The following is a 23457-nucleotide window of genomic DNA, read 5'->3' on the forward strand; positions in this document are numbered from 1 at the left end:
CTTAATGAAATAGTACCCTTACTTATTCTTACCATCTTTCTGCCCTTCCTGCTAACACAACCGTTGTTCTACTTACTTATCAAGTTTGTAAGTCAGTGCCATATCAAGACACACCTTGACTTCATCGACTGGTAGTGGCTCATTGACGTTGAGAATGATTGCTCTGTTTTTTAAATAATTAAGCTCTGGTAACAACTCACGAAATGTTTCAACTAAACTCGTTTGACAATGAAAGAAAATAGCAACCTCATTATCTGTATGCCTGTCTATACGCACCGTCGTACCAGAACCACTGACCTCTGTTAAAAAACTCGGTTGTGACCACTTAAGAGTTTCCATCAGCGGACCAATCTCTTCACGTTCGTTAGCAACTTGATAAACAAGTTCTCTGATTTCTAATAATCTATCACGAATTTTATCTGGATAACCTTCAATCACACTCAAAACTTCTGCACTAATCTCTGCATTTTCACATTTCATATTTGCTCCCTCAAATTTATTAAACTTTACTTTTTTGTTTCACTGTACTAGAATGCTGAAATTCTAATAATTAGCCCTAAATATCACCATGACTACCAAAACCGATGACGCTTATCAAAGCCTAATAACCCATCTTGCCAACTGTGATGATAGCAAACAAATTGACGCAGTGTTGACCGCCCTACTTACTGACAAAGAACGGCAAGAGATTGCTAACCGTATCCGTATTTTTGACCTATTAGAGCAAGGTACAACCCAGCGAGAAATTGCCGATACTTTGGGCGTGGGGATTGCCACCGTTTCTCGGGGGGCAAAAGCTCTACAAAAGCATGATATTAGCGATTTATTAACAACACATCGGCAGAATAATTAACTTTAAAAATTACCAACCACTTATTTTAAATAGCTTTCTTAAACGAAAATTTTGGATAACTTTTGGATAACTTTATGACAACGCAAAATAGCACACCTGCTCACAATAAGCCTAGCCCCATCACTATTGCCAGTAAGCCCATGCGGATTAAACTGACGCAAGATATTGATTTTTTTGAGCTATTTAAACGTATTGAAGCGCAATATGACACCTGCTATTTGCTTGAATCATTGGGGGCAGAGAGTCATATTTCTCGCCATCATGCCATCGGTTTTGACCCCATCATGACCATCACCGCCACTGACCGTAACACTTTGGCAATTACCAACAACCAAACAGGGCAAACCGACATTTATACGACTGACAACCCTTACCAACTGCTTAGAGAGATTACCCCACAACACGTCATCGCCCGTAATCAAACAGGCGGACTGGTTGGCTATTTGGGTTATGACAGTGTTAACTTTTTTGAGCCAACCCTCAATGCCAAAGCCAGTGAGCATTTTGAACCGTTTAAATTTGGCGTATATTTAGACGGCTTGACTCTTGATAAAATGACAGGGGAAATTTTTTATTTTTATTATCCAAGCAAGCAAGAAGACAATGCAAACAATAGCCATACCAGTCAAGCCAATCGTATGGCAGAGATTCAAGCTTTGTTAGACGCTCCCATTCCCAGTTATCAGCCACCAAAGGTAGAATTTGTTGGTGATGGCATGAGCCGTGAGCAACACGCTGAGGCAGTCAAAAAGGTCAAAGAGGACATCATTGCAGGGCGTATCTTTCAATGTGAAGTTGGTTTTAAATCCAACTATCGTATTACTGGCGAGCATATGCCGATTTATGAAAAACTGCGTGAGGTCAACCCTTCACCGCACATGTATTTTATGAAGTTTGGCAAACAACGTATCATCGGGGCATCACCCGAACTGCTATTCCGCTTACGGCAAGGCGAGATGGAAACCTACCCACTGGCAGGCACAGCAAAACGGGGGACAAATGAGATTGAAGACCGCAAACTGGCTCGGGCATTGCTCAATGATAAAAAAGAAATTGCCGAGCATAATATGCTCGTTGATTTGCACCGCAATGATATCGGACGAGTGGCTCGTTTTGGTACGGTAAAAGTGCGTAGCCTAATGGACATCAAACGCTACTCGCACGTTCAGCATATCTCCTCTGAGATTGTCGGCATTTTGCACCCTGAGCATGATATGTTTACTGCATTGGCAAGCAATTTCCCTGCTGGTACGCTATCGGGTGCACCCAAAATTGAGGCAATCAAAATCATCAATCAGCTAGAGCCAGACGGACGTGGTGCTTATGGCGGGGCGTTGGGGTCGTTTAATTTTAATGGGGATTGTATCTTTGCCATTCCCATTCGCAGTTTATTTATCAATGGCGAAACCGCCTATGCCCAAACTTGTGGTGGCAATGTTTATGACTCCAATCCAGAAGATGAATATCTGGAAATTCAGCGTAAACTATCAGCAATGAAAGTGGTATTGGATAGTTTTATGAATGATGGTAAGGTTTAGTTTATCTATACCAGAAAACTCTGAACCATTCTGAACAAACATAAAGGATTTTTATGGCTACCTTACATATTGAAAACGTACCTCAGCAAACCGTTAGCCAATTATCCAAACTGGCACAGCAATCTGGCATGAGTATTGAGGAATATCATCAAAGCCTACTAAATTACTGGGTACAATCCCCCAAACAGTTAGACAAAACTGATATCCAAAGCCTTAGTCAAATTCAAAGCCAAACTCCAAGCCAAACTGACACTTTGGTTGACTGCTTACTAAGTATGCCAAATGTGGGATTGGATAGTGACTTTGAACGGGTGCAAGATGACATAAATGACAGGGCTAATGAGGTTTTTGATTAAATTAGTGAGCCATTAGGATTATCAATGTATTTATTAGACACCAATGTTATCAGTGAATGTCGTAAACAAAATAATGCCAATATGGGCGTTATTAACTTTATGCAACAAGTAAAAAGAGAAAAAGCCGTCATTCATCTGAGCGTGGTTACGTTGGGTGAGCTTCGTCGAGGGGTAGAAAAAATTCGTCATCGAGGCGATATCGAGCAAGCTCAAATATTAGAAACTTGGCTAGCCAATGTTAAACAACAATATCAACACACTATTCTAGATTTTGATAAATCTTGTGCAGATATTTGGGGTAAATTAAGAGTACCTAATCCTGAAAACTCTATCGACAAACAAATCGCCTCTACTGCTTTGGTACATGATTTAATTCTTGTCACTCGTAATATCAAAGATTTTAAAGATACAGGGGTCAAGCTACTTAATCCATTTAGCTAATTATTTTTTGACTTATTCCCTATCGCTTATTAACTCTATTTATTTGAAAATTATCACTATTCGTAAATTTAGGAAAACCATGAAAGTTTTAATCATCGACAACTACGATTCATTTACCTTTAATCTTTACCAATACGTTGGTGAGATTTTGCAAGCCCAAGACGGACATGCTGAAGTCATCGTTAAACGCAATGATGAAATCAGCCTAGCAGACGTGCAAGCAATGAATCCTGACCGTATCATCATCTCACCCGGCCCCGGTTCACCTGATGACCCAGCTTATTTTGGCGTCTGTGCTGAGGTGATTACCGAAATGGGCAAAACCACGCCATTATTGGGGGTATGCTTGGGTATGCAGGGTATCGCCCATGTGTTTGGGGCAAAAGTGGTACGGGCAGGACTGCCGATGCACGGTAAAACCTCTCCCATTTATCATGATGGTGCAGGCGTGTTTGCTGGCTTACCACAAGAGCTTGAAATCATGCGTTATCACTCACTCATGGTGCAAGCAGATAGCATGCCTGAGTGTTTATTGGTCACTGCGGTGGTCGCTGACGAACAAAATGATAAGCAAAATAATGCTACTTTTGACCATCAAACCCTGCAACAATTCGCCTTATCATGTCAGGAAATCATGGGCTTACGCCACAAAGACTATCCCATTCAAGGGGTACAATTTCACCCAGAATCCTTTGCTACAGAAGGTGCAAAACGCTTATTAAGCAATTTTTTATTGCAAGCCAGTTAGTCAGTATAAATATGATGGGTTAAGTTGATGACAAAACGCATTGATTTATACTCGTTAACAGGGGCGATGCTAATTTACCCTACCCCATCAGGTATTTGGTTAAATAATCAAGTAGGTGGGCATGCTTGTTTGCAAAAACAGGTGCAAGGCATACTTATTCCCATTGAGCAACACTATAATAACCATGCACTACTGTCTGATTTAGAGCTTAAACTTTATGAGATTTTTGCAGGGTGTGTCAGTGTAACTAAGACAATGGCTGATTGCTTTGATAAGTTAATGCAGGCTGAGGTTACAACCAATTTTATACGTATCAATCGAGATAAACTGACAGATAGCTGTGAGGCGTGGTTATATGTTTGGGTTAACCAAACACCATTGGTAGATTTTCAGGGTTTTGCTCAAGACAATGAGTATTTTGAGGCAATTTTGACTTGGAATAATTCTGATTAAAGCGATAGCAACCATAAGAAAAAAACATGCAACATAAGAAAGCTAGGTGAGAAAGTAGCTGCTTCCACGAAAGCAGCTACTGTGAACGAAGATAACAAAGATTTTATATTGAATCAGCCATATTACCATGCATTAGGTATTGAAAAACTGCCACACAGCCCCCATAAATTGCTAAGACATGATAGTAATTGAAAATTGTGCTAAAATTCAGCACAATTTTTCAAGTCAAATCATCACTGTTACCATTACTGTCTATATAACACTTTACTGTCTATATAACACTTTAATAACCTTTTATTTATATTTTTTATACTTTATTGTTTGCATTCATTATTTATCATCATTTATCGATGGTATTGTTATGTTTTTTTATTCCAACCAATACAATTATATCAATGTCATAAAACAAACAAGACCAACCTATCAATGTTACCAACATAAATAATGTGTCTATAAAGTATAGAATGTTAACGGCAATAGTATGATCATGTCACTATAGATTACAAATAACAGCTAACAGCGTTTACGTAAAAATTAAAACACAGTTTCCATCCAGTATGAATACAGAAAATTTGTGTTCATAACGATTATAAAGCGAGTATTTATGAGCGAAAAGTCAGCCTCTCAATCCACATCACAGTTGGCAACTCTCATCCAAATGGGGAAAGATCAAGGCTATCTAACCTATGCAGAAGTGAATGATCAACTGCCTGCTTCAATTACCGAAAGCGATCAAATCGAAGACATCGTACAAATGCTCATGGATGTGGGTATCAAAATCTTTGAATCAGCACCCGATGATGATGATATCTTAATGAGTGATGAATCAGGTGACGATGAAATGGCAGCCGATGAGGCAGCACAAGTCTTAGCTGCTGTTGAGACTGAACCTGGTCGCACCACCGATCCAGTACGTATGTATATGCGTGAGATGGGTACGGTTGATTTGCTGACTCGTGAAGGCGAGATTGCCATCGCCAAACGCATCGAAGAAGGTATCCGTGATGTGCAACACGCCATGGCTTACTGGCCAGGTACAGTACAATACGTACTCACTGAATATGAGCAAGTTCAAGCAGGTGAAAAGAAACTTTCAGATGTCATCACTGGTTTTTTAGACCCAGAGCTGCCTGAGAGTGAAGCAGAAGAAGACGATGCTGAAGAAGCCATTCCTGTGATTACCAGTAAGAAAAAAACATCACAAAAAGATGATTTAGATGACGATGATGATGACGATTTAGATGATGATGATTTAGATGACGACGAAGATGAAGATGCCGAAGAAAGCAGCGGACTTGATCCAGAAGAAGTGCGGGGACGCATCGAAGAGATACAGGAGCTATTTACTACAGCCAAACAAGCCTTAGCTGACTATGGACGTGGTAGTGCACAAGCTGAAGAAGCCTATGCACAACTTGCTGATCGCTTTATGCTACTCAAACTCAATAACCGTATGGCAGACCAAGTCATGGCAATCATGCACGATGTCTATGACGATGTACGTAAGCAAGAACGTCAAATCATGCGCTTGGTGATTCGCCGTGGTAAAATGCCACGTGCTGAGTTTCGCAAAACCTTCCCTAGTAATGAAACCAATGTCGATTGGCTTGCTGACCGTATCAAAGGTAAACCAAAGTTTGCCGAAAGCCTGGCGAAAGTTGCCGATGATGTGGTGGTGCTACAACGCCGTATCCGTGACCACGAAGACAAGCTCGATATGCAAGTGCATCAAATGAAAGATGTGGCAAGACGTATGGCAGTTGGTGAAGCCAAAGCCCGCCGCGCCAAAAAAGAGATGGTCGAAGCCAACTTACGTTTGGTTATCTCTATTGCCAAAAAATATACCAACCGTGGTTTACAGTTCTTGGATTTGATTCAAGAAGGTAACATTGGCTTGATGAAAGCGGTGGATAAATTTGAATATCGCCGTGGTTATAAGTTTTCAACCTATGCCACATGGTGGATTCGTCAGGCAATCACCCGCTCTATCGCTGACCAAGCGCGTACCATTCGTATCCCTGTGCACATGATTGAAACCATCAACAAAATCAATCGTGTGTCTCGTCAGCTATTACAAGAGATGGGACGTGAGCCAACCCCTGAGGAATTAGGCGAACGCTTAGAAATGGACGAGGTCAAGGTACGTAAAGTCCTCAAAATCGCCAAAGAACCGATTTCTATGGAAACGCCTATCGGTGATGATGAAGATTCACACTTGGGTGATTTTATTGAAGACCAAACCATCTCAAGCCCTGTTGAAGATGCCACCTCCGCAGGCTTACGTGAAGCCACTCGTGATGTGCTTGGTAACTTAACTGAGCGTGAAGCCAAAGTGCTGAAAATGCGTTTTGGTATTGACATGCCAACCGACCACACACTTGAGGAAGTCGGTAAGCAATTTGACGTCACCCGTGAGCGTATCCGTCAGATTGAAGCCAAAGCACTGCGTAAATTGCGTCACCCTTCTCGCTCTGAGCATCTGCGCTCATTCCTTGAAAATGACTAATTTACCCTTATAAAATAAATAGGTAATAGTTAAAAATAAAAAAGCTGAGCTAAGACTCAGCTTTTTTAGCTTAATCACTTTTAATAAAAAACATTCAACTAAAAAGGATACCCTTATGAGTAACAATAACCATCATGATGATGATAAAACAGAAAACCTAAAACAACCCGTCACCCTATCTGCCATTGATGAGCCAAAACCCATCGTTGGCAGAAAAACCGATATCCAAAATCCAGAGCTGTGGGACTTTCCCATGGACTACCCGATGAGTATCATTGGGCACGAAGGGGAGCACGACAGCTTATTTAATGAAGTCAGCTTAATTTTAGCTGCATTATTTCCTGAGTTTGATACCGCCAGTATTGTAGTCAAACCCTCAAAAACGGGACGCTTTCACTCCTTACGTCTCAATCTATACCTCACCCATGCCAAACAGGTCAATGACCTATACGCTGCATTAGATGAGGCAAAAACGGTACGTACTGTTTTATAAGAACTTGTCTATTCTTATCTATGCTATAAGAAGACAGAATCAACACTGCTTAGGACTGATTACTATGCTATGAATCAGCCCAAGCAGTAACCTGTTAAAAAAAACCGCAGTTACATTTTATAACTCAGCAGTTCTCATTATTTAAAAACTCACCAATTTTTTCGCAACTCCCACCAGTATAAGCCTTCCCCATTTAAAGGATACCCCTCTACATTTTCTATGCATAATATTTTTGAAAAATCAATCTAGTAAAATAATTATTTTCACGTTATATTGTGCCTACTCAAGCAAAAGCACCCCATATATAGTATATAGTTGATTTTTATCACCTTATGCTACTAGGCAGTTTTGTCCCAAAAATCAAGCAAAAAACGTAGCAATAAAGTCAAAAATAGGGCATATAGCCAAAGAAAACTAAAACGGATACAAGCCAACAACGTAGCCGTTTAATCATTCTTTGACAATAAAAGTAATAACACATGGTATCAACACCGATTGATGGTGTACTGCTGCCATTTCTAAACATAAATACTTTATAAGAGCCTGTCATATTAAACGAGTCTAAATAAGATAAGTTTTATGATGGATAGTTTTTTAAAGTTAATGGTTTTTATAATGATGATGACTTTGTTGCCAACGTATGGAGAAGAAAAATGACCCACATGGACAACCTTCAAGTCATGAAACGAGATGGGCGTTTAGAACCCATCAATCTCGAAAAAATTCACAAAGTCATTGCATGGGCAGCAGAAGGGCTAAGTAATGTATCTGTCTCACAAGTTGAGCTAAAATCCCACATTCAGTTTTATGATGGCATCAAAACCCGTGACATTCACGAAACCATCATCAAAGCCGCCGCAGACCTTATCTCTGCTGACACTCCAGATTATCAATATCTGGCAGCTCGCTTAGCCATTTTTCATTTACGTAAGATTGCCTATAACCAGTTTGAGCCACCACACTTATTTGACCATGTGACCAAGCTAACCGAGTCAGGCAAATATGATGCACATATCTTACAAGACTATTCTAAAGCTGAATTTGATGAATTAAACGACTATATCGACCACTGGCGTGACATGAATCTTGCCTATGCGGCGGTTGAGCAAATGTCGGGCAAATATCTGGTGCAAGACCGAGTAACTAAAACGGTTTATGAAAGTCCGCAGTTTTTATATATGCTCGTTGGCATGTGTTTATTTGCCAGTTACGATAAAGCCGAACGCCTCAGCTATGTGAAACGCTTTTATGATGCCACCTCGACCTTTCAAATATCTTTACCCACGCCCATCATGTCAGGCGTGCGTACCCCATCACGTCAGTTTAGCTCGTGTGTACTCATCGAATGTGGTGATTCGCTAGACTCTATTAATGCCACCACCAGTGCCATCGTGCGTTATGTTTCACAGCGGGCAGGTATCGGTGTCAATGCAGGGCGTATTCGTGCCCTAGGCAGTCCGATTCGTGGCGGCGAGGCTCAGCACACAGGCTGCGTACCTTTTTATAAATTATTCCAAACTGCGGTCAAATGCTGCTCACAAGGTGGCGTGCGTGGTGGTGCTGCCACACTATTTTATCCATTATGGCATCTGGAAGTAGAATCCTTATTGGTACTCAAAAACAATCGTGGTGTTGAAGACAACCGTGTGCGCCACATGGATTATGGAGTACAAATTAACAAAACCCTCTATACCCGTCTGATTAAAGGGCAAGACATCACCCTTTTCTCACCTTCAGATACTCCAGGTCTATACGATGCGTTTTTTGAAGACCAAGAGCGCTTTGACGCCCTCTATCATCAATATGAGCAAGACGACAGCATTCGCAAACGTCGCCTGCCTGCCACCGAGCTGTTTAGTTTGATGATGCAAGAGCGAGCCAGCACAGGGCGTATTTATATCCAAAACGTCGACCATTGCAACACCCATAGCCCATTTAACCCTGAGCTTGCCCCCATTCGTCAGTCCAACTTGTGTATGGAGATTGCCCTACCCACCAAGCCACTGGACAACATCAATGACGAAAAAGGCGAAATTGCCTTGTGTACCCTATCTGCGGTCAACCTCGGCAAAATCGAGCAACTAGAAGACATTCAAGAGCCTGCTGAGCTGATTGTACGTGCCTTAGATGCCTTACTCGACTATCAAGACTACCCTGTCAAAGCCGCTGAAAATGGCAGCATGCGTCGTCGTACCTTAGGGGTGGGCGTGATTAACTATGCTTATTATCTGGCAAAAAATGGTACTAAATATTCTGATGATGCCGCTTTAGGCTTAACTCATAAAACCTTTGAAGCCTTGCAATATTACTTGCTACAAGCCTCAAATAAGCTTGCCCAAGAGCAAGGGGCTTGCCCTGCCTTTAATGAAACAACCTATGCACAAGGCATCTTACCCATTGACACCTACAAAGCTGACCTCGACAAAATCTGTGACGAGCCTTTGCATCTGGACTGGGAAGCTTTGCGTAGCAACATCAAAGCACACGGACTACGCAACTCAACATTGACTGCGTTGATGCCATCTGAAACTTCAAGTCAGATTGCCAACGCCACCAATGGCATTGAGCCACCACGTGGACTGGTCTCAGTCAAAGCTTCAAAAGATGGCATCTTAAAACAAGTCGTGCCTGATATTGACACCCTCAAAGACCAATACGAGCTACTGTGGCAACTGCCCAATAATGACGGCTACCTTAAGCTGTGTGCCATCATGCAAAAATTTGTTGACCAAAGCATCTCTGCCAATACCAGTTATGACCCCACTCGCTTTGAGGGGCAACGTGTGCCAATGAAGGTGTTGTTAAAAGACTTGCTCACTGCTTATAAACTGGGCATCAAAACCTTGTATTACCATAATACCCGAGATGGTGCGAACGATGCCCAAGCGGATATGGAAGATGATGGCTGTGCAGGTGGGGCGTGTAAGTTGTAGCTAATCCTTGAGAGCTGTTAAAAAATTTCACTGCAATTTTAGGCTTGCAAGAGAAAATCCCTTACTTAAAGGGGATTTTCTGGAAGCTTGTATCAGCATAATTAGGGGTACGGACTTAGGTGTCAGGTTACATTGCTGTTACCTCGACACTGCCCCCCTAACACAGCCAGTAGGGTGCGTTCCACATACCTATTATTGAGTTTTAAATATAATCAAGCACGTATGTAGGATGCACTAAATGCACCCTACAAAATCTTAACAAGAATAGATACATAAGACGTGTTGGCAAATATATAACACATCATCTTAGCTTAGTGACCAAACATGTCAAAGAATTTAAGCGCATACCCAATCTAAAGATTGAAAACTGGATTTAGCTCAAACTTTTAACTTTTACCTTAAAAAAGAAACAATCTATCTATGACCTACTCCATCTTTTGCCAAACCAAAAATGATCCCCTAACCGAACCCATGTTTTTTGGACAGCCAGTCAACGTCGCCCGTTATGACCAGCAAAAATACCCCATTTTTGAGCAGTTGATCGAAAAGCAACTGTCGTTTTTTTGGCGACCCGAAGAAGTTGATGTATCGCGAGATCGCATCGACTATGGCAACCTATCGAGCCACGAAAAGCACATCTTTATCAGCAACCTAAAATACCAAACCCTACTCGACTCGATACAAGGTCGTAGCCCTAATGTCGTACTGTTGCCACTAGTATCCATTCCTGAGCTAGAAACTTGGATAGAAACATGGTCATTTTCTGAGACCATTCACTCACGCAGCTATACCCATATTATTCGAAATATCGTCAATGACCCAAGCCAAGTGTTTGATGACATCATTGACAACCAAAATATCTTAGAGCGAGCCTCTGACATCGCCAAATATTACGATGAATTGTATCAACACTCACAGCTATATAGCCGCTTTGGAGCAGGTACACACCAAATCAATGGCGAGAGTATTTATGTTGATTTACCCAAACTCAAAAAACAGCTTTATCTGTGCTTAATGGCGGTCAATGTTTTGGAAGCGATTCGTTTTTATGTGTCATTTGCTTGCTCATTTGCCTTTGCCGAGCGCAAGCTGATGGAAGGTAATGCCAAGATTATCAAGCTTATCGCTCGTGATGAAGCATTGCACCTCACCAGTACCCAACACATGCTCAATATATTGGCATCGGGTAAAGATGATCCTGAGATGGCACAAATTGCTGAAGAGTGCCATGAGCAATGTATTAAGATTTTCCGTACTGCCGCTGAGCAAGAAAAAGCATGGGCAGGTTATTTATTCAAAGATGGCTCGATGATTGGTCTTAACAAAGATATTTTGTGCCAGTATGTCGAATATATCACCAACTTACGTATGGAAGCGGTGGGCTTGCCAGCCATCTTCTCTGAGTCAAAAAGTAACCCCATTCCGTGGATTAATACCTGGCTGTCTTCTGATAATGTGCAAGTTGCACCGCAAGAGACTGAAATCAGCTCGTATCTGGTCGGGCAGATTGACTCTGACTTATCCGACAGTGATTTTGATGACTTTGAGTTATAACCTATAAACCATTAAATCCAATTTACATGACTGAGATTTTATCATGGCATGGATTATCACCCAACAGACACGATTTTACTTACATGAAGACGAAACCCTACTTGACGGCTTACTACGTACAGGGCATAAGGTCGAATTTCAATGCAAATCTGGCTATTGTGGCAGTTGCCGAGTCAAATGTGTCAAGTCCTCACAACCCATTACCTACGATGATAATCCGCTTGCCATGATAGAAGAACGTGATATTCTGCCCTGCTGCTGTAAAGTGGTAGGGGTACTGACCATCGAATTACCTCTGCTTAAAACAGCCAACATAAATAAGACAAAAAAATAAAGCTTGCCATAGTGAACGGTGACAAGCTTTATTTTTATATTATTGTCTCTAATAGATAGTATTCAATACGATCCATACTAATACTATTGAAACATATTGAGTATTTCTTCACGCAAGCGAGCTTGATCTTCTTCACTCAAACCTTGTGACTCAGGACGCTCTTGCAAATAACGCTCTACATCTGGACTCATTGGTACTTGTGGTGGCAACTCCTGAGGGGGCACACCTTGTGGTGGTATACTACTTGGATTCATCACAAGTTCATTTTGTCCCGGACGTTCCGCCAATACAATTTCAATATCTAAATTTTGTTGCCCACGCAACACTTGCAGATTCAGCTTAGTATTAGGAGTTTTACGCGCCACATATTGTATCAAGCGATTGGCATCGGTCATCTCCACACCATCAATAGATAAAATAATATCGCCCACTGACAGACCACTGATAGCCGCAGGGCTATTGGGTACAATGTGCAACACCTCTACCCCTGTACTGCTTTCAATTCTAGTTGGATCTTTGATTTGTGACTGCACCTCAATACCAAGCCAACCACGACTCACTCTTCCTTCTTTAATAATGGCATTCATCACTTGCTCAACCACCGCTGTTGGAATGGCAAAACCAATCCCCATTGAGCCACCAGAACGTGAAAAAATAGCCGTATTAATACCCACTAACTCACCATAAGCATCTACCAATGCCCCACCAGAATTACCCGGATTAATCGCAGCATCAGTTTGAATAAAGTCCTCAAAAGTATTAATACCCAGGCCTGTTCTATCAGTTGCGGAGATAATACCTTGGGTCACTGTCTGACCCACTCCAAATGGATTACCAATGGCAAGTGCCACATCACCCACCTCAATGGGCTGCTCACGAAAGGCAAGCGGTGTCAGACCTGTCATGTCTACTTTAATCACTGCCAAGTCACTGTCAGGATCAACGCCCACAACAGTCGCTTTACTCTTTCTGCCATCATTAAAGGCAACTACAATCTCATCTGCTTTGGAGATCACATGTGCATTGGTCACAATATAACCATCTTCTGATACTACCACACCTGATCCAAGGTTAGTCGCTCCCCTATCTTGCTGTGGTAAACCACCATGAAACTCATAAAAACGACGTAAAATGGGATCATCTAAATAAGGATTTTGTGCGACCTTTTGGGTGGTATATATATTCACCACTGAATGGGATGCTCTAGCAACCGCATCATGATAGCTTGTTATCGGTACAGGCTTATCTTTTGCCTCGCCTAATGGCAGCGTTGGCATATTTTGTTCACTACGTGGCGGCTGCCAAGTATCTTGTTGTTGGCTTTTTTGCTGCATATAAAACCAGCCAAAAACTGCAATGACAATAAATAAAAGCAACCAAGGTAACAGTTTCCAAATAAAACTCAACTTTGAAGAACCGTTGTTTGGTGAAGACGACATAGGATAACCTCTTGCAATAGCACAAATAGCAAATTATGCTTAAAATCATAAACACATGAACAAAAAAAGTAATCAATTTGAATATATATCAACTCGTTTACAAACGTGTCAGTGTAACATTTTAAGCTCTACTATATAGTCAAAGCTGTAAAATACCTGTTACTTTTTTACAACTACTTTCTTACTATTTTCTTTATCTTGTCTTATCATCACATTAAAGGTGTTTTTTCATTATGCAAAATATAAGTTCATCTAGTCATGATACAACCATAAAAGCCATAACACCGCTACAATTGACGAGCTGGTGTGATCAATACCTAGCAATTGATGCATTTAAAGACTATTGCCCCAATGGACTACAAATCGATGCAGATGTCCCTATTCGCCATTTGGTTACTGCTGTCACCGCCAGCCAGCGACTTATAGACGCCGCTATTGCCGCAAATGCAGATGCCATATTGGTACATCATGGCTACTTTTGGAAAGGTGAAGACCCCGTTTTAACTGGTATCAAAGGCAAGCGTATCCGTAGCTTATTACAAAATCATATCTCACTGCTTGCCTACCACCTACCTTTAGATGCGCACCCAAATGTTGGTAACAACGTACAATTGGCTCAGCGTTTAGGGCTTAAATTCATAGGTGGTTTATATCCACAAGAATCTCATCCTGTTGGTAATATTTGTGAATGTCCCACACAAACTATAGGTTCACTCATTGATAACATCACTCAAGTGCTCAATCGTAAACCCTTACATTTAAGTGCTGGACATACGCAAGTGACAAAGATTGCCATTTGTACTGGTGCCGCTCAAGATATGATTGAGCAGGCAGCAAAACAAAATTGTGACGTATTTATATCAGGGGAAGTCTCTGAGCGTACAACCCATCTTGCGCGAGAATTAAACATCGACTACTTAGCTTGTGGTCACCATGCAACTGAAACCTTTGGCGTACAAGCCCTTGGTGACCTCATCGCCAAACAGTTTGGTATTCAAGTCAGCTTTATTGATGACCCTAACCCTGTTTAATTTGCTGTGAGTCATTACTAAAAATACAATATGTTAATATGACGGCAATCCAAAACTTTTTAACTTCATAGCATTCATTTTGTTAACAGCAATGTGTTAAAAGCAATCGATGATGCACCTTTGATTGCTTTTGACTTTGCTGGATTACAAAAAAAACTTTACATTGCAAAGTTTTTCTCTCTCGTTAATATTCCAATGTTTGATAAATTCAGTCTATAAAATAATTTATTTTTTTAACAAAAAAATATACCATCCATAATATTTTTATCACCTTTTATCATTTATTTTTTAATTAAACTTGAAACTGTATACTATGAAACGCATAGTATTGTCACAACTTGAAACAAAATAGGGGGATTTGTTCATATAAACTGCCAAAATTGGAGGGCTAGATGGAAAGTAATGCGCCTACCAAAATATATGAATAACAACCTATTTTGAATATAGCTGTTAAATTAATTAAGTATTTTATTTATTAAAGAAAGGATGATATTTCAACCCACTTTGTTATACAAAGTTATACAAAGCCCTACAGATAGAGATTGTTAAGATTAACTAGGCAGATGTCGAACTCACTTGAAATCATTCAAATCAGATGATTTGGATGCAATATGTCGGATAGGCTCACCACAGATATGATCAAATACCATATTCTCCCTATTCGTCAATTTATCCCAACACTCATATTTACTCCATTTTGTTAATTATTAACGCCTATGGATTAACAGCAAGTTTATCTCTGCACATGACTTGATATAACTGCTGACATAATATGAATGATAGAATAAAAGAGGCTCTTATGCATCGCTTTACCCAATATTTTAATCACAGTTTCAGCAATTTACGTCAACATACCACACACAAATTAAATCGTTGCTCACAATATTGCAGTCAATTTTTTGCTCAATCAAGCACAAACACAGACAAAAACATCATCTCCAGCAACAAGCCAGCACGTTTTGAAAAAACGAAAAAAGTCGCCCAAATCTCTGGTATCGCATTATTATCGTTGCCTGCCAAAAGCTTTATACCCGCTCAAGTTGCAGACACAACCCCTAGATATACTCAGGTGATCGCATCAAACACCTTAACTGTCGCAGCAGTTGCTGGTGATAGTACATTTTTTGCTATCAATGGTTTTCAACATGGTCTTGGCTATGACTTAACCCGATCCTTTGCCAATACACTTGAAGTGGATTTGGCATTAAAAACCTATGCAACGGAAGCAGAAGCATTACAAGCTGTACAATTAGGTCTAGCAGACATGGCACTAACGACAGCCAGTACTGCTAATATAGAAAGCCACACTTTATCTTCTATTGATCTTAGCTGTGGACAAGATAAAAAATTAACCAAAAATGGCTTACACCCAAAAGTTAACTGGAGCTTTAAGACAACTGAGGATCCTTTAGCAGTAAAAGCAAGTCACTATATCTGTCAGGCAGATGGCAAAAAAGAAACCTCAAGACTTGCCAACTTTTATAATCAAAATCTGCTAAAAGATGCGTATAATCAAAAACATTTTGCTACTGCATTAAATCATAAATTACCCAATTATATCGATTCTTTTAAACAGCAAGCAAAAAACTATAATCATGATTGGGAGCTGTTAGTTGCTATGGGATATCAAGAATCACATCTCAATGCAAATGCAACATCACCTACTGGTGTGCAAGGCTTAATGATGTTGACCAATAGCACTGCCAAAGCCATGGGAGTATCTAACCGCATCGATCCTTTTGAAAGTATTGGCGGGGGGGCACGATATCTTAATGAGATGAAAGAAACCTTTGCCGATGTTCCTAACCCAGATCGGCTATGGTTTGCTCTTGCCTCTTATAATATGGGACCAAATGCCATTAAGAGAATTCAGCGTAAACTTGAAGATCGTGGCGAAGATGGTAATAGTTGGGCAAATGTATATGCTTATATGTTAGAAAACAAAGCACATAACTCTCGCTACGTCCAATGTATGCACTATGTAAAAAACATTCGTAGTTATCTTGAATCCATTAAATTTGAAGAAGACAATATTAAAGTGGTTTAGTTTTTTAATCTATAAAAAAGCCATCTTAGTGTCATAACTAAGATGGCTTTTTGATTACTGCTTATCTAGCAATGTCAGCATAGATATTTATCAATTGACCAATTAGCGATTTGGTACAGTTAACTTTTGACCAATCTGTAATTGTGCATTACTTGCCAAATCATTCATTGCAGCCAACTCACTTGCACTAATACCATAACGACCTGCCAATCCAATCAAACTATCACCAGATTTTACCCGATACGTGGTGGTTAATTGTGGCACTTTAATACGTTGCCCTCGTTGTAGCATGGTATTTGAACTTATCCCATTGGCACTTGCCAAATCAGAGGTACTGACACCATAACGTTTTGCCAACCCAATTAATGTATCACCTGATTTAACAGTATAAGTCTCAGCATTTTTAAACTCTGCACTTGAACTGCTGCTCGAGCTGGCAGTAGATTGAGTATTACCACTGCTAGCAGGGACTTTTAATTTTTGTCCTATGCGCAATTGCTCATTTGTCTGCAAATCATTGGTTGTAGCCAAGTCCGATAAGCTCACATTATAACGACTGGCAAGTCCAATTAATGTATCACCTGATTTTACTGTATAGCTAGTAGTATTGGTCAGACGAGTTCCTGTTGTACTGCTGCCAGCACTGGCTGTATTAGAAGCAGCCTGTGGCACACTCCCCTTCGCAGGGATGGTAATGCTACGACCTAAAATAAGCTGGGCATTGGTTGATAAGTCATTTGCGGCTGCCAAATCACTCACTGAAACGTCAAAACGCTTAGCAACACCAATTAAAGTATCCCCTGAAGACACTTTATAAGTAACTGACTTATTATGCAGATTTAAATCTACTTCTTGACGGCTGGCAGGTACTTTGATGATACTGCCTCGCTGTAGTCTGGCATTTGCACCAAAACTATTTAAAGCAGCAATATCATCACGGCTAACCCCCAAATCATTGGCGATACCAATCAAAGTATCTCCTGCTTTGACTCTATAAGTTGAAGTAGGTCCAGAGTAATTTGTACTTGCAGAGCTAGAAGAGGACGAACTCGCTGCTTGTGAAGTTGCAGGTACGGTTAGCTTCTGACCAATATATAGTCCAGCATTGGTCGCTAAGTCATTCATGGCTGCCAATGTACTTAGTGAGACACCATACTTATTCGATAGCCCAATTAATGTCTCTCCTGATCTGACTGTATAAGTCGTTGTCTTACCAAAATAAGTAGACTCAGAAATATTATTAGTTTGGGTAGCTGTTGGTGCACTACTGGTCACTTTACCAGGGATTAGCCATAATCTTTGCCCAATTATTAATTGCTCATTAGTCGCCATATTATTATAAGAGGCAAGTTGACTGGGTGATAAACCAAACTGATTTGCTGTACCAATCAAAGTATCACCCGAACGTACAATATAGCTGTCTGGGCGACTATTGCTTGCTGTTGCTTGAGTATTGCTTGGTGTACTTGTATTATTGACACTGCTCAATGGCGCAATGGGGCGCGCATTATAAAGATATAGAGTTGAACCTGCTAATAAAGTAGCATTTGGATCAATTTGGTTCCACTCAGCAATATCTCGCCAGCTCACTCCAGCACGAGACGCAATGTTTGATAACGTATCGCCACGCTGTACTCGATAAACGCTACGCTTCCCTTGCGGCTTCGGTTTTGTGGGCACATTATTATTAAATACAATTTTTTTCTCTTGGTTTTTTGCTTCTAGGACTGACTGCTGTGTCTGTACGGCTGACAGCTTGATATTACCATCAACCGAACTGACAACTTCATTGACCTGAGGATCTTGTTGACGAATTTGTGATGCAATAAATTCTTTTTCTTCTTGCGTCAATGGCGGCTCTTGAATGATGGTTCTATTGGGTGTCACTTCTGCTGAAGTCGTTGGTAAGTTATTACTTTTTGCCAACTCTGCATTGATATTACGTACTTCATTTTGTGACATTGTTGGTCGTTGGCTTGAAGTGACTACTGGTTCGATATAACTGGTCGTCTGGGAAGGCACACGTGCATTTTGTGCAAACTTAGCCAGCTCTTGTGGAGATTTAGATAACTCCTCATTAGAATTATAAGTCTGTGGTGAATAGACACCCGCTACCATACCATTACTACCTAAGGCAGAAATTTGATTATCAACCGTAATATTGACACTATTAGGAATGATGACCCTTTTTGGTCCAGAAACATCAACCTGCCCTGCGATTAAAGCTGGATTGAGCTTACTTAGCTCATCATAACTCACCCCTGCTAACTGAGCAACTTGTTGTAAACTAACACCATAATTAATCGGCACACTTCTAAAGTGCTGACGATTGGCAATGGCTGGTAAATATATGCCATATTGATCAGGGTTATTCACGATTTGCGCCACAGCCAAAAAGCGAGGGACATAGTTTCTGGTTTCAGTTGGTAAATCTAATGACCAAAAATCAGTTGGTAAGCCTTTAGCAGCGTTGGCATCAATGGCTTTTTGAATGCGCCCTGGACCTGCATTGTAGGCTGCTAACGCCAACTCCCAGCTTCCAAACTGGTTATGTAAAGTAGTCAAAAAATCATAAGCGGCACGTGTAGATTCAATCACATCACGACGACCATCATAAGAAATACTTTGATTTAATCCATAGATACGACCTGTACTAGGAATAAACTGCCATAAACCAGCAGCGGCTGCATTACTGGTGGCGGTGGGATCATACGAGCTTTCAATGACTGGTAACAATGCCAACTCAGTTGGGATATTACGACGTTCAGCTTCACGTACTGTATGATATAGATAACGACTTGCCCGAGCAGAAAGACGATTGAGATAATCTTGGCGGCTGATAAACCAATTTTTTTGAGCTTCAATACGGGGGTTATAACCATATTGACTTTGATCCATACGGAAGCCTGCACGCAAACGCCGCCACAAATCACCATACTGTTGAATGGCAATCTTATCATCTTCCACCATGCTCATATCAGTTGCTTCAAGCAAATTTTCTAGCTCATCCAAACTCTCATCATCAAGTAAAGCATTGCTATAGCCAGTTGTTGCCTCTGTTGGACTTGGCTGTTGAACTTGTACTGGTGGGGTGATCGTGGTCGACGTTTGGCTGGGTGTTGTTGTAGTAGCTGGTGGCTTAGTTGTACTAGATTTGGTTGTGCTAGGTTTGGCTGTAGTAGGCTTTGTTATAGGAACATGGCTTATATTGTTTGGATTCTTAACAGGTGCTGTATTGCTACAGGCGCTGACTAACAAAGAAGTCACAGCAATTGTTAAGGGCAATTTGATAAACGAGTAAGAAGACATTTTGTGAGACATAATATCGCTCAATTCCTAAATGATAATTTTTAATTAAAAGACTAGGGTTCTGTTGAACTTTCACCCTGTTAGACTAATATCTACAAGGGATATGACTACTTTTTACTTTCATGTAAAAATTGGCTAAATTTGCCTGATGAAGCGTTAATGAACTGGTTAATATCCCGCTGTTATTAACAAAAGCTACCTGTATTCACAACCCACAAAGGTGGCTTTTTGCCTAAAATAGACGTACTACTGTGTTAAATTGTGGGTTATGAATACAGGTTCTAAAATCAGTATCTCAATTTTTCCTATGAAGATGAATATTCAACAGACCCTATAAGATTATATAATTAAGATAGTTGTTGCTGTTTCAAAAATAAACATGGTTCAAAATAAAGTATGTCACAGATAAGTTACCATCAAGGTAGCAGTGAATCAATAGTCAAATAGGCGTAACTTAACTTTTTATTCGTTTATCTATTTATCTTAATCTAGCAGCTTCCTTGTCATGTTATAAGTCGCTTAATTTTAACAGCCATATTTTATAAACAACAATCAAAACATCACAGCTTTTAGTATTAAGATAAAGAGGCTAATTTTCTAGAGGGAAGAACAATGAAATTATTTTTAGTCTATCTTATTCAACAGTCACTTTAGCCACGGCTCTAAATAACTTCGCTTTACCATCTTCATTCACCAGTTTAACTGTTGCAGAGGTTTTTACAGTTTTTGGCTGTCCATCTTTTACCCAACTCTCCACTGTATAAACATCAGCTATTGCTAGATTGCCACTAATAACAATATTACTAACACTAATATCATAACGATAATTCGTAGTTTGATCCCAACTGCTTTGTAACAACTGCAAATACTTGGCTTTATCCAAAACTGTTTCTATCTTATTGCGATTCAAGCGAATGATGACATCACCATCTGAGACTAAACTGCCTACCTTAGCAATATTTTTGCTATTTGCGGCTTGTTTCATGGCTGCTGCATAACTTTGTACACTTGCTTCATCAATACCAGCAGCATGTGATGCGGTAGAAACAAAGAATACTAAAGGCGCAGCCAACACCGCACCTGTAATAACTTTTCGTAATAATTGAGCGGATAAAAACTTCTTCATACCATGCTTCCTTCCATGACCATACTTTTATTGACTAGCTAGCTAAAGATATTGATACAAATATTTTGTAAAATACTGCTATTTTGCTGCCAAACAAAAATGCTTCAACCAAGCCAGTTTAGTTATACTGTACAATAACATAATAACTTTGATAGTTGATGTGATATACCCATAATAAAAGACGAATACAATACAAAACTCAGCCTTTTGTAATCTTTAGTAACATCTTACTGATGGTTTGTCTAAAAATTCAAACACAGTAATATATGGAGCATGGAAACATTATGGGCTACATAGACTTGATATTAGAAGTGCAATTAACCAATTAATTCCTAACTAAGCACAATATCAATAATATTCAGCATCTAATTTTTGTGGCTTAGGAATCTTAGGGCCTGTTGAACATTCATCTTCATAGGAAACATTGAGATAATGATTTTAGAACCTGTATTCATAATCCAAAATTAGAGTATTTTTAGACTAAAATGGCGTAATACAAGGCAAATTTAGCCAATTTTTACATGAAAGTAAAAAGTAGCCATATCCCTTGTAGATATTAGTCTAACAGGGTGAAAGTTCAACAGGCCCTAGTTAGAAGGCCTAGAGTGATCCTCTTGTTTCTCATTGTCTTGTAAGGACATACCCAAACGCACAGCACGCCGATTCATCATTTGTCGAGCCAAAACCTGCATATCCTCTACTCGATCAATCTCATCAACAATCTCTAAACCTAATAAAGTCTCTAACACATCTTCTAAAGTTGCCAATCCTTTTACTTCTCCATACTCACCCACAACAATGGTAATATGAATACGTTTTTTGAGCATAAATTCAAGTAAGTCAAAAAGCTTCATTTTTGAGAATACAAAATTTATTTCTCGTTGATAACTCGATAATGGTTGATTCATTTCCTGATTGGCTTTCGCCAACAACAAATCAGATTTTAATACAAACCCAGTAATATCATTCAAATCTTCATCATAAATCGGCAACCTAGAAAAAGAGAGCTTGGGACGATTTGCCATCAATTCACCCACCGTCGTTTGCTGCTCAAAGGCTAATATGACCGATCTTGGTGTCATGATATCCTCAACCTTGATTGCTCCAAATGCAAGTAAGTTGCGAATAATACGAGACTCTAAAGGATCAATATCTCCTGACTCTTCACCCACACTTGCTAAGGCAGCAAATTCATTGCGACTAAAAGCATGTAGCTCTTTGCCACGCGTCAGCAGCTTGGTGATTTTTTCTGAAATCCAAATCAGTGGAAACAGTATAAAAATGATACCTTTTACAAAATAGGCAACAGGACCTGCTAATTGTCGCCAATAGGCTGTACCCAAGGTTTTAGGGATAATTTCTGTACCAATTAAAATGACCATGGTCATCACAGCTGAGAACACTCCAAACCATGTACTTCCAAACACAATGGTCGCTTGCGCCCCCGATCCTAATGAGCCAATAGTATGTGCCACTGTATTTAGGGTCAAAATAGCGGCTATAGATTGATCAATATTATTAATTTTGACATTTTGTAAAAGTTCGGCTTTTTTGGGCTCAGCTTCTTGAATAGAGGCAATAAAAGAAGGGGTCATCGATAAAATCGTGGCTTCAGATACGGAACATATAAATGAGACCACCACTGATAAAGATATAAACAATATCAATAAGATGACATGCACACCATAAGCAGATGTTTGTACGTCTGCGGCACTGGCATCAACTGCTAGGCAGAAACTTGGCAAAAAAGCGGCACTGATGGCGAATAAGCAACGCATTAAAAAAGAGGGATCTAATCGTCGCAATCTGCTAAAAATCAAAATATGAACCTTAGTAATGACAGTGTTAAATGTATTTATTTATAATATATGTTCAAGGAGAACACTCCCTGATTTAACTATAGTTAATTAGCTAAGTTAGGGGCTGTTGAACTTTCACCCCGTCAGGCTAATATTTATAAGGGATACAGCTATTTTTTACTTTCATGTAAAAATTGGCTAAATTTGCCTGATGAAGCGTTAATGAACTGGTTAATATCCCGATATTACCTGCGTTCATTGCCTTGACTAAGTCACTGTTTATTAAAATCAGTATCTCAATTTTTCCTATGAAGATGAATGTTCAACAGACCCTAATCATTTTGTGACAAAGTTATTTTTCACAATTAACTATCAAGCTAATAATAAGCGTATGATATACCAAAGTCAGCTAGCAATAAACAACTGACCTTAATTAACTCATCTGTTGTGCCCCATAAGCATTTTTTTAGCGACTTAAATCAAGTAGCGGTTATCAT

General features: G+C 39.9%; 18 protein-coding genes. 13 read left to right on the plus strand and 5 right to left on the minus strand.

Features of this window, described 5'->3' with window-relative positions:
- Window positions 1-72: 72 nt before the first annotated feature.
- On the minus strand, window positions 73-480 hold the full coding sequence (locus tag FHK89_RS05255) for a DUF1801 domain-containing protein (protein WP_230657636.1): 408 nt from the start codon (window positions 478-480) through the stop codon (window positions 73-75).
- Window positions 481-568: 88 nt separating this feature from the next.
- On the opposite strand from FHK89_RS05255, the gene trpR reads away from it, so the two are divergent.
- The 11 genes from trpR to yfaE all read left to right on the plus strand — a co-directional run bounded on the left by trpR (window position 569) and on the right by yfaE (window position 12209).
- Window positions 569-853, plus strand: coding sequence for a trp operon repressor (gene trpR, locus FHK89_RS05260; RefSeq protein ID WP_230657641.1), 285 nt, complete (start codon window positions 569-571; stop codon window positions 851-853).
- Window positions 854-927: 74 nt separating this feature from the next.
- Window positions 928-2391, plus strand: a complete 1464-nt coding sequence (locus FHK89_RS05265) for an anthranilate synthase component I family protein (RefSeq protein ID WP_230657644.1) — start codon at window positions 928-930, stop codon at window positions 2389-2391.
- Window positions 2392-2444: 53 nt separating this feature from the next.
- Window positions 2445-2747 (plus strand): hypothetical protein, encoded by a 303-nt coding sequence (locus FHK89_RS05270; RefSeq protein WP_230657648.1) that lies wholly within the window; start codon window positions 2445-2447, stop codon window positions 2745-2747.
- A gap of 24 nt (window positions 2748-2771) precedes the next feature.
- Window positions 2772-3188: a type II toxin-antitoxin system VapC family toxin gene (locus FHK89_RS05275; protein WP_230657652.1), complete on the plus strand. Its 417-nt coding sequence runs from the start codon at window positions 2772-2774 to the stop codon at window positions 3186-3188.
- Between the two features lie 79 nt (window positions 3189-3267).
- Window positions 3268-3936: an anthranilate synthase component II gene (locus tag FHK89_RS05280; RefSeq protein ID WP_230657654.1), complete on the plus strand. Its 669-nt coding sequence runs from the start codon at window positions 3268-3270 to the stop codon at window positions 3934-3936.
- Window positions 3937-3963: 27 nt separating this feature from the next.
- Complete coding sequence (locus FHK89_RS05285) at window positions 3964-4389, plus strand: DUF6210 family protein (protein WP_230657656.1); 426 nt, start codon at window positions 3964-3966, stop codon at window positions 4387-4389.
- 604 nt (window positions 4390-4993) lie between these two features.
- Complete coding sequence (gene rpoD / locus FHK89_RS05290) at window positions 4994-6895, plus strand: RNA polymerase sigma factor RpoD (protein WP_230657658.1); 1902 nt, start codon at window positions 4994-4996, stop codon at window positions 6893-6895.
- Between the two features lie 115 nt (window positions 6896-7010).
- Window positions 7011-7388: a YbeD family protein gene (locus FHK89_RS05295; RefSeq protein ID WP_230657660.1), complete on the plus strand. Its 378-nt coding sequence runs from the start codon at window positions 7011-7013 to the stop codon at window positions 7386-7388.
- A gap of 653 nt (window positions 7389-8041) precedes the next feature.
- Window positions 8042-10321 carry a class 1a ribonucleoside-diphosphate reductase subunit alpha gene (gene nrdA, locus FHK89_RS05300; protein ID WP_230657662.1) on the plus strand — a complete coding sequence of 760 codons (2280 nt, stop codon included), beginning with the start codon at window positions 8042-8044 and terminating at the stop codon, window positions 10319-10321.
- Window positions 10322-10741: 420 nt separating this feature from the next.
- Window positions 10742-11875 carry a class Ia ribonucleoside-diphosphate reductase subunit beta gene (nrdB, locus tag FHK89_RS05305; protein ID WP_230657664.1) on the plus strand — a complete coding sequence of 378 codons (1134 nt, stop codon included), beginning with the start codon at window positions 10742-10744 and terminating at the stop codon, window positions 11873-11875.
- Between the two features lie 43 nt (window positions 11876-11918).
- A complete protein-coding gene (yfaE, locus tag FHK89_RS05310) occupies window positions 11919-12209 on the plus strand; it encodes a class I ribonucleotide reductase maintenance protein YfaE (RefSeq protein WP_230657666.1) in 291 nt (96 codons plus the stop codon).
- Between the two features lie 83 nt (window positions 12210-12292).
- On the opposite strand, the gene FHK89_RS05315 is transcribed toward yfaE, so the two are convergent.
- Window positions 12293-13648 (minus strand): S1C family serine protease, encoded by a 1356-nt coding sequence (locus FHK89_RS05315; RefSeq protein WP_230657670.1) that lies wholly within the window; start codon window positions 13646-13648, stop codon window positions 12293-12295.
- 233 nt (window positions 13649-13881) lie between these two features.
- On the opposite strand from FHK89_RS05315, the gene FHK89_RS05320 reads away from it, so the two are divergent.
- Together FHK89_RS05320 and FHK89_RS05325 are read left to right on the plus strand one after the other, a co-directional pair.
- Window positions 13882-14679: a Nif3-like dinuclear metal center hexameric protein gene (locus tag FHK89_RS05320; protein WP_230657672.1), complete on the plus strand. Its 798-nt coding sequence runs from the start codon at window positions 13882-13884 to the stop codon at window positions 14677-14679.
- Between the two features lie 799 nt (window positions 14680-15478).
- Window positions 15479-16726 (plus strand): transglycosylase SLT domain-containing protein, encoded by a 1248-nt coding sequence (locus FHK89_RS05325; RefSeq protein WP_230657674.1) that lies wholly within the window; start codon window positions 15479-15481, stop codon window positions 16724-16726.
- A gap of 102 nt (window positions 16727-16828) precedes the next feature.
- On the opposite strand, the gene FHK89_RS05330 is transcribed toward FHK89_RS05325, so the two are convergent.
- From FHK89_RS05330 to FHK89_RS05340, 3 genes are all read right to left on the minus strand, one after another.
- Window positions 16829-20047 (minus strand): LysM peptidoglycan-binding domain-containing protein, encoded by a 3219-nt coding sequence (locus FHK89_RS05330; RefSeq protein ID WP_230657676.1) that lies wholly within the window; start codon window positions 20045-20047, stop codon window positions 16829-16831.
- Between the two features lie 622 nt (window positions 20048-20669).
- Window positions 20670-21161: a DUF4440 domain-containing protein gene (locus FHK89_RS05335; RefSeq protein WP_230657678.1), complete on the minus strand. Its 492-nt coding sequence runs from the start codon at window positions 21159-21161 to the stop codon at window positions 20670-20672.
- Window positions 21162-21748: 587 nt separating this feature from the next.
- Window positions 21749-22939 (minus strand): CNNM domain-containing protein, encoded by a 1191-nt coding sequence (locus tag FHK89_RS05340; protein ID WP_442966562.1) that lies wholly within the window; start codon window positions 22937-22939, stop codon window positions 21749-21751.
- Between the last annotated feature and the right edge of the window lie 518 nt (window positions 22940-23457).

The organism is Psychrobacter sp. I-STPA10, assembly GCF_021012795.1.
GTDB lineage: Bacteria > Pseudomonadota > Gammaproteobacteria > Pseudomonadales > Moraxellaceae > Psychrobacter.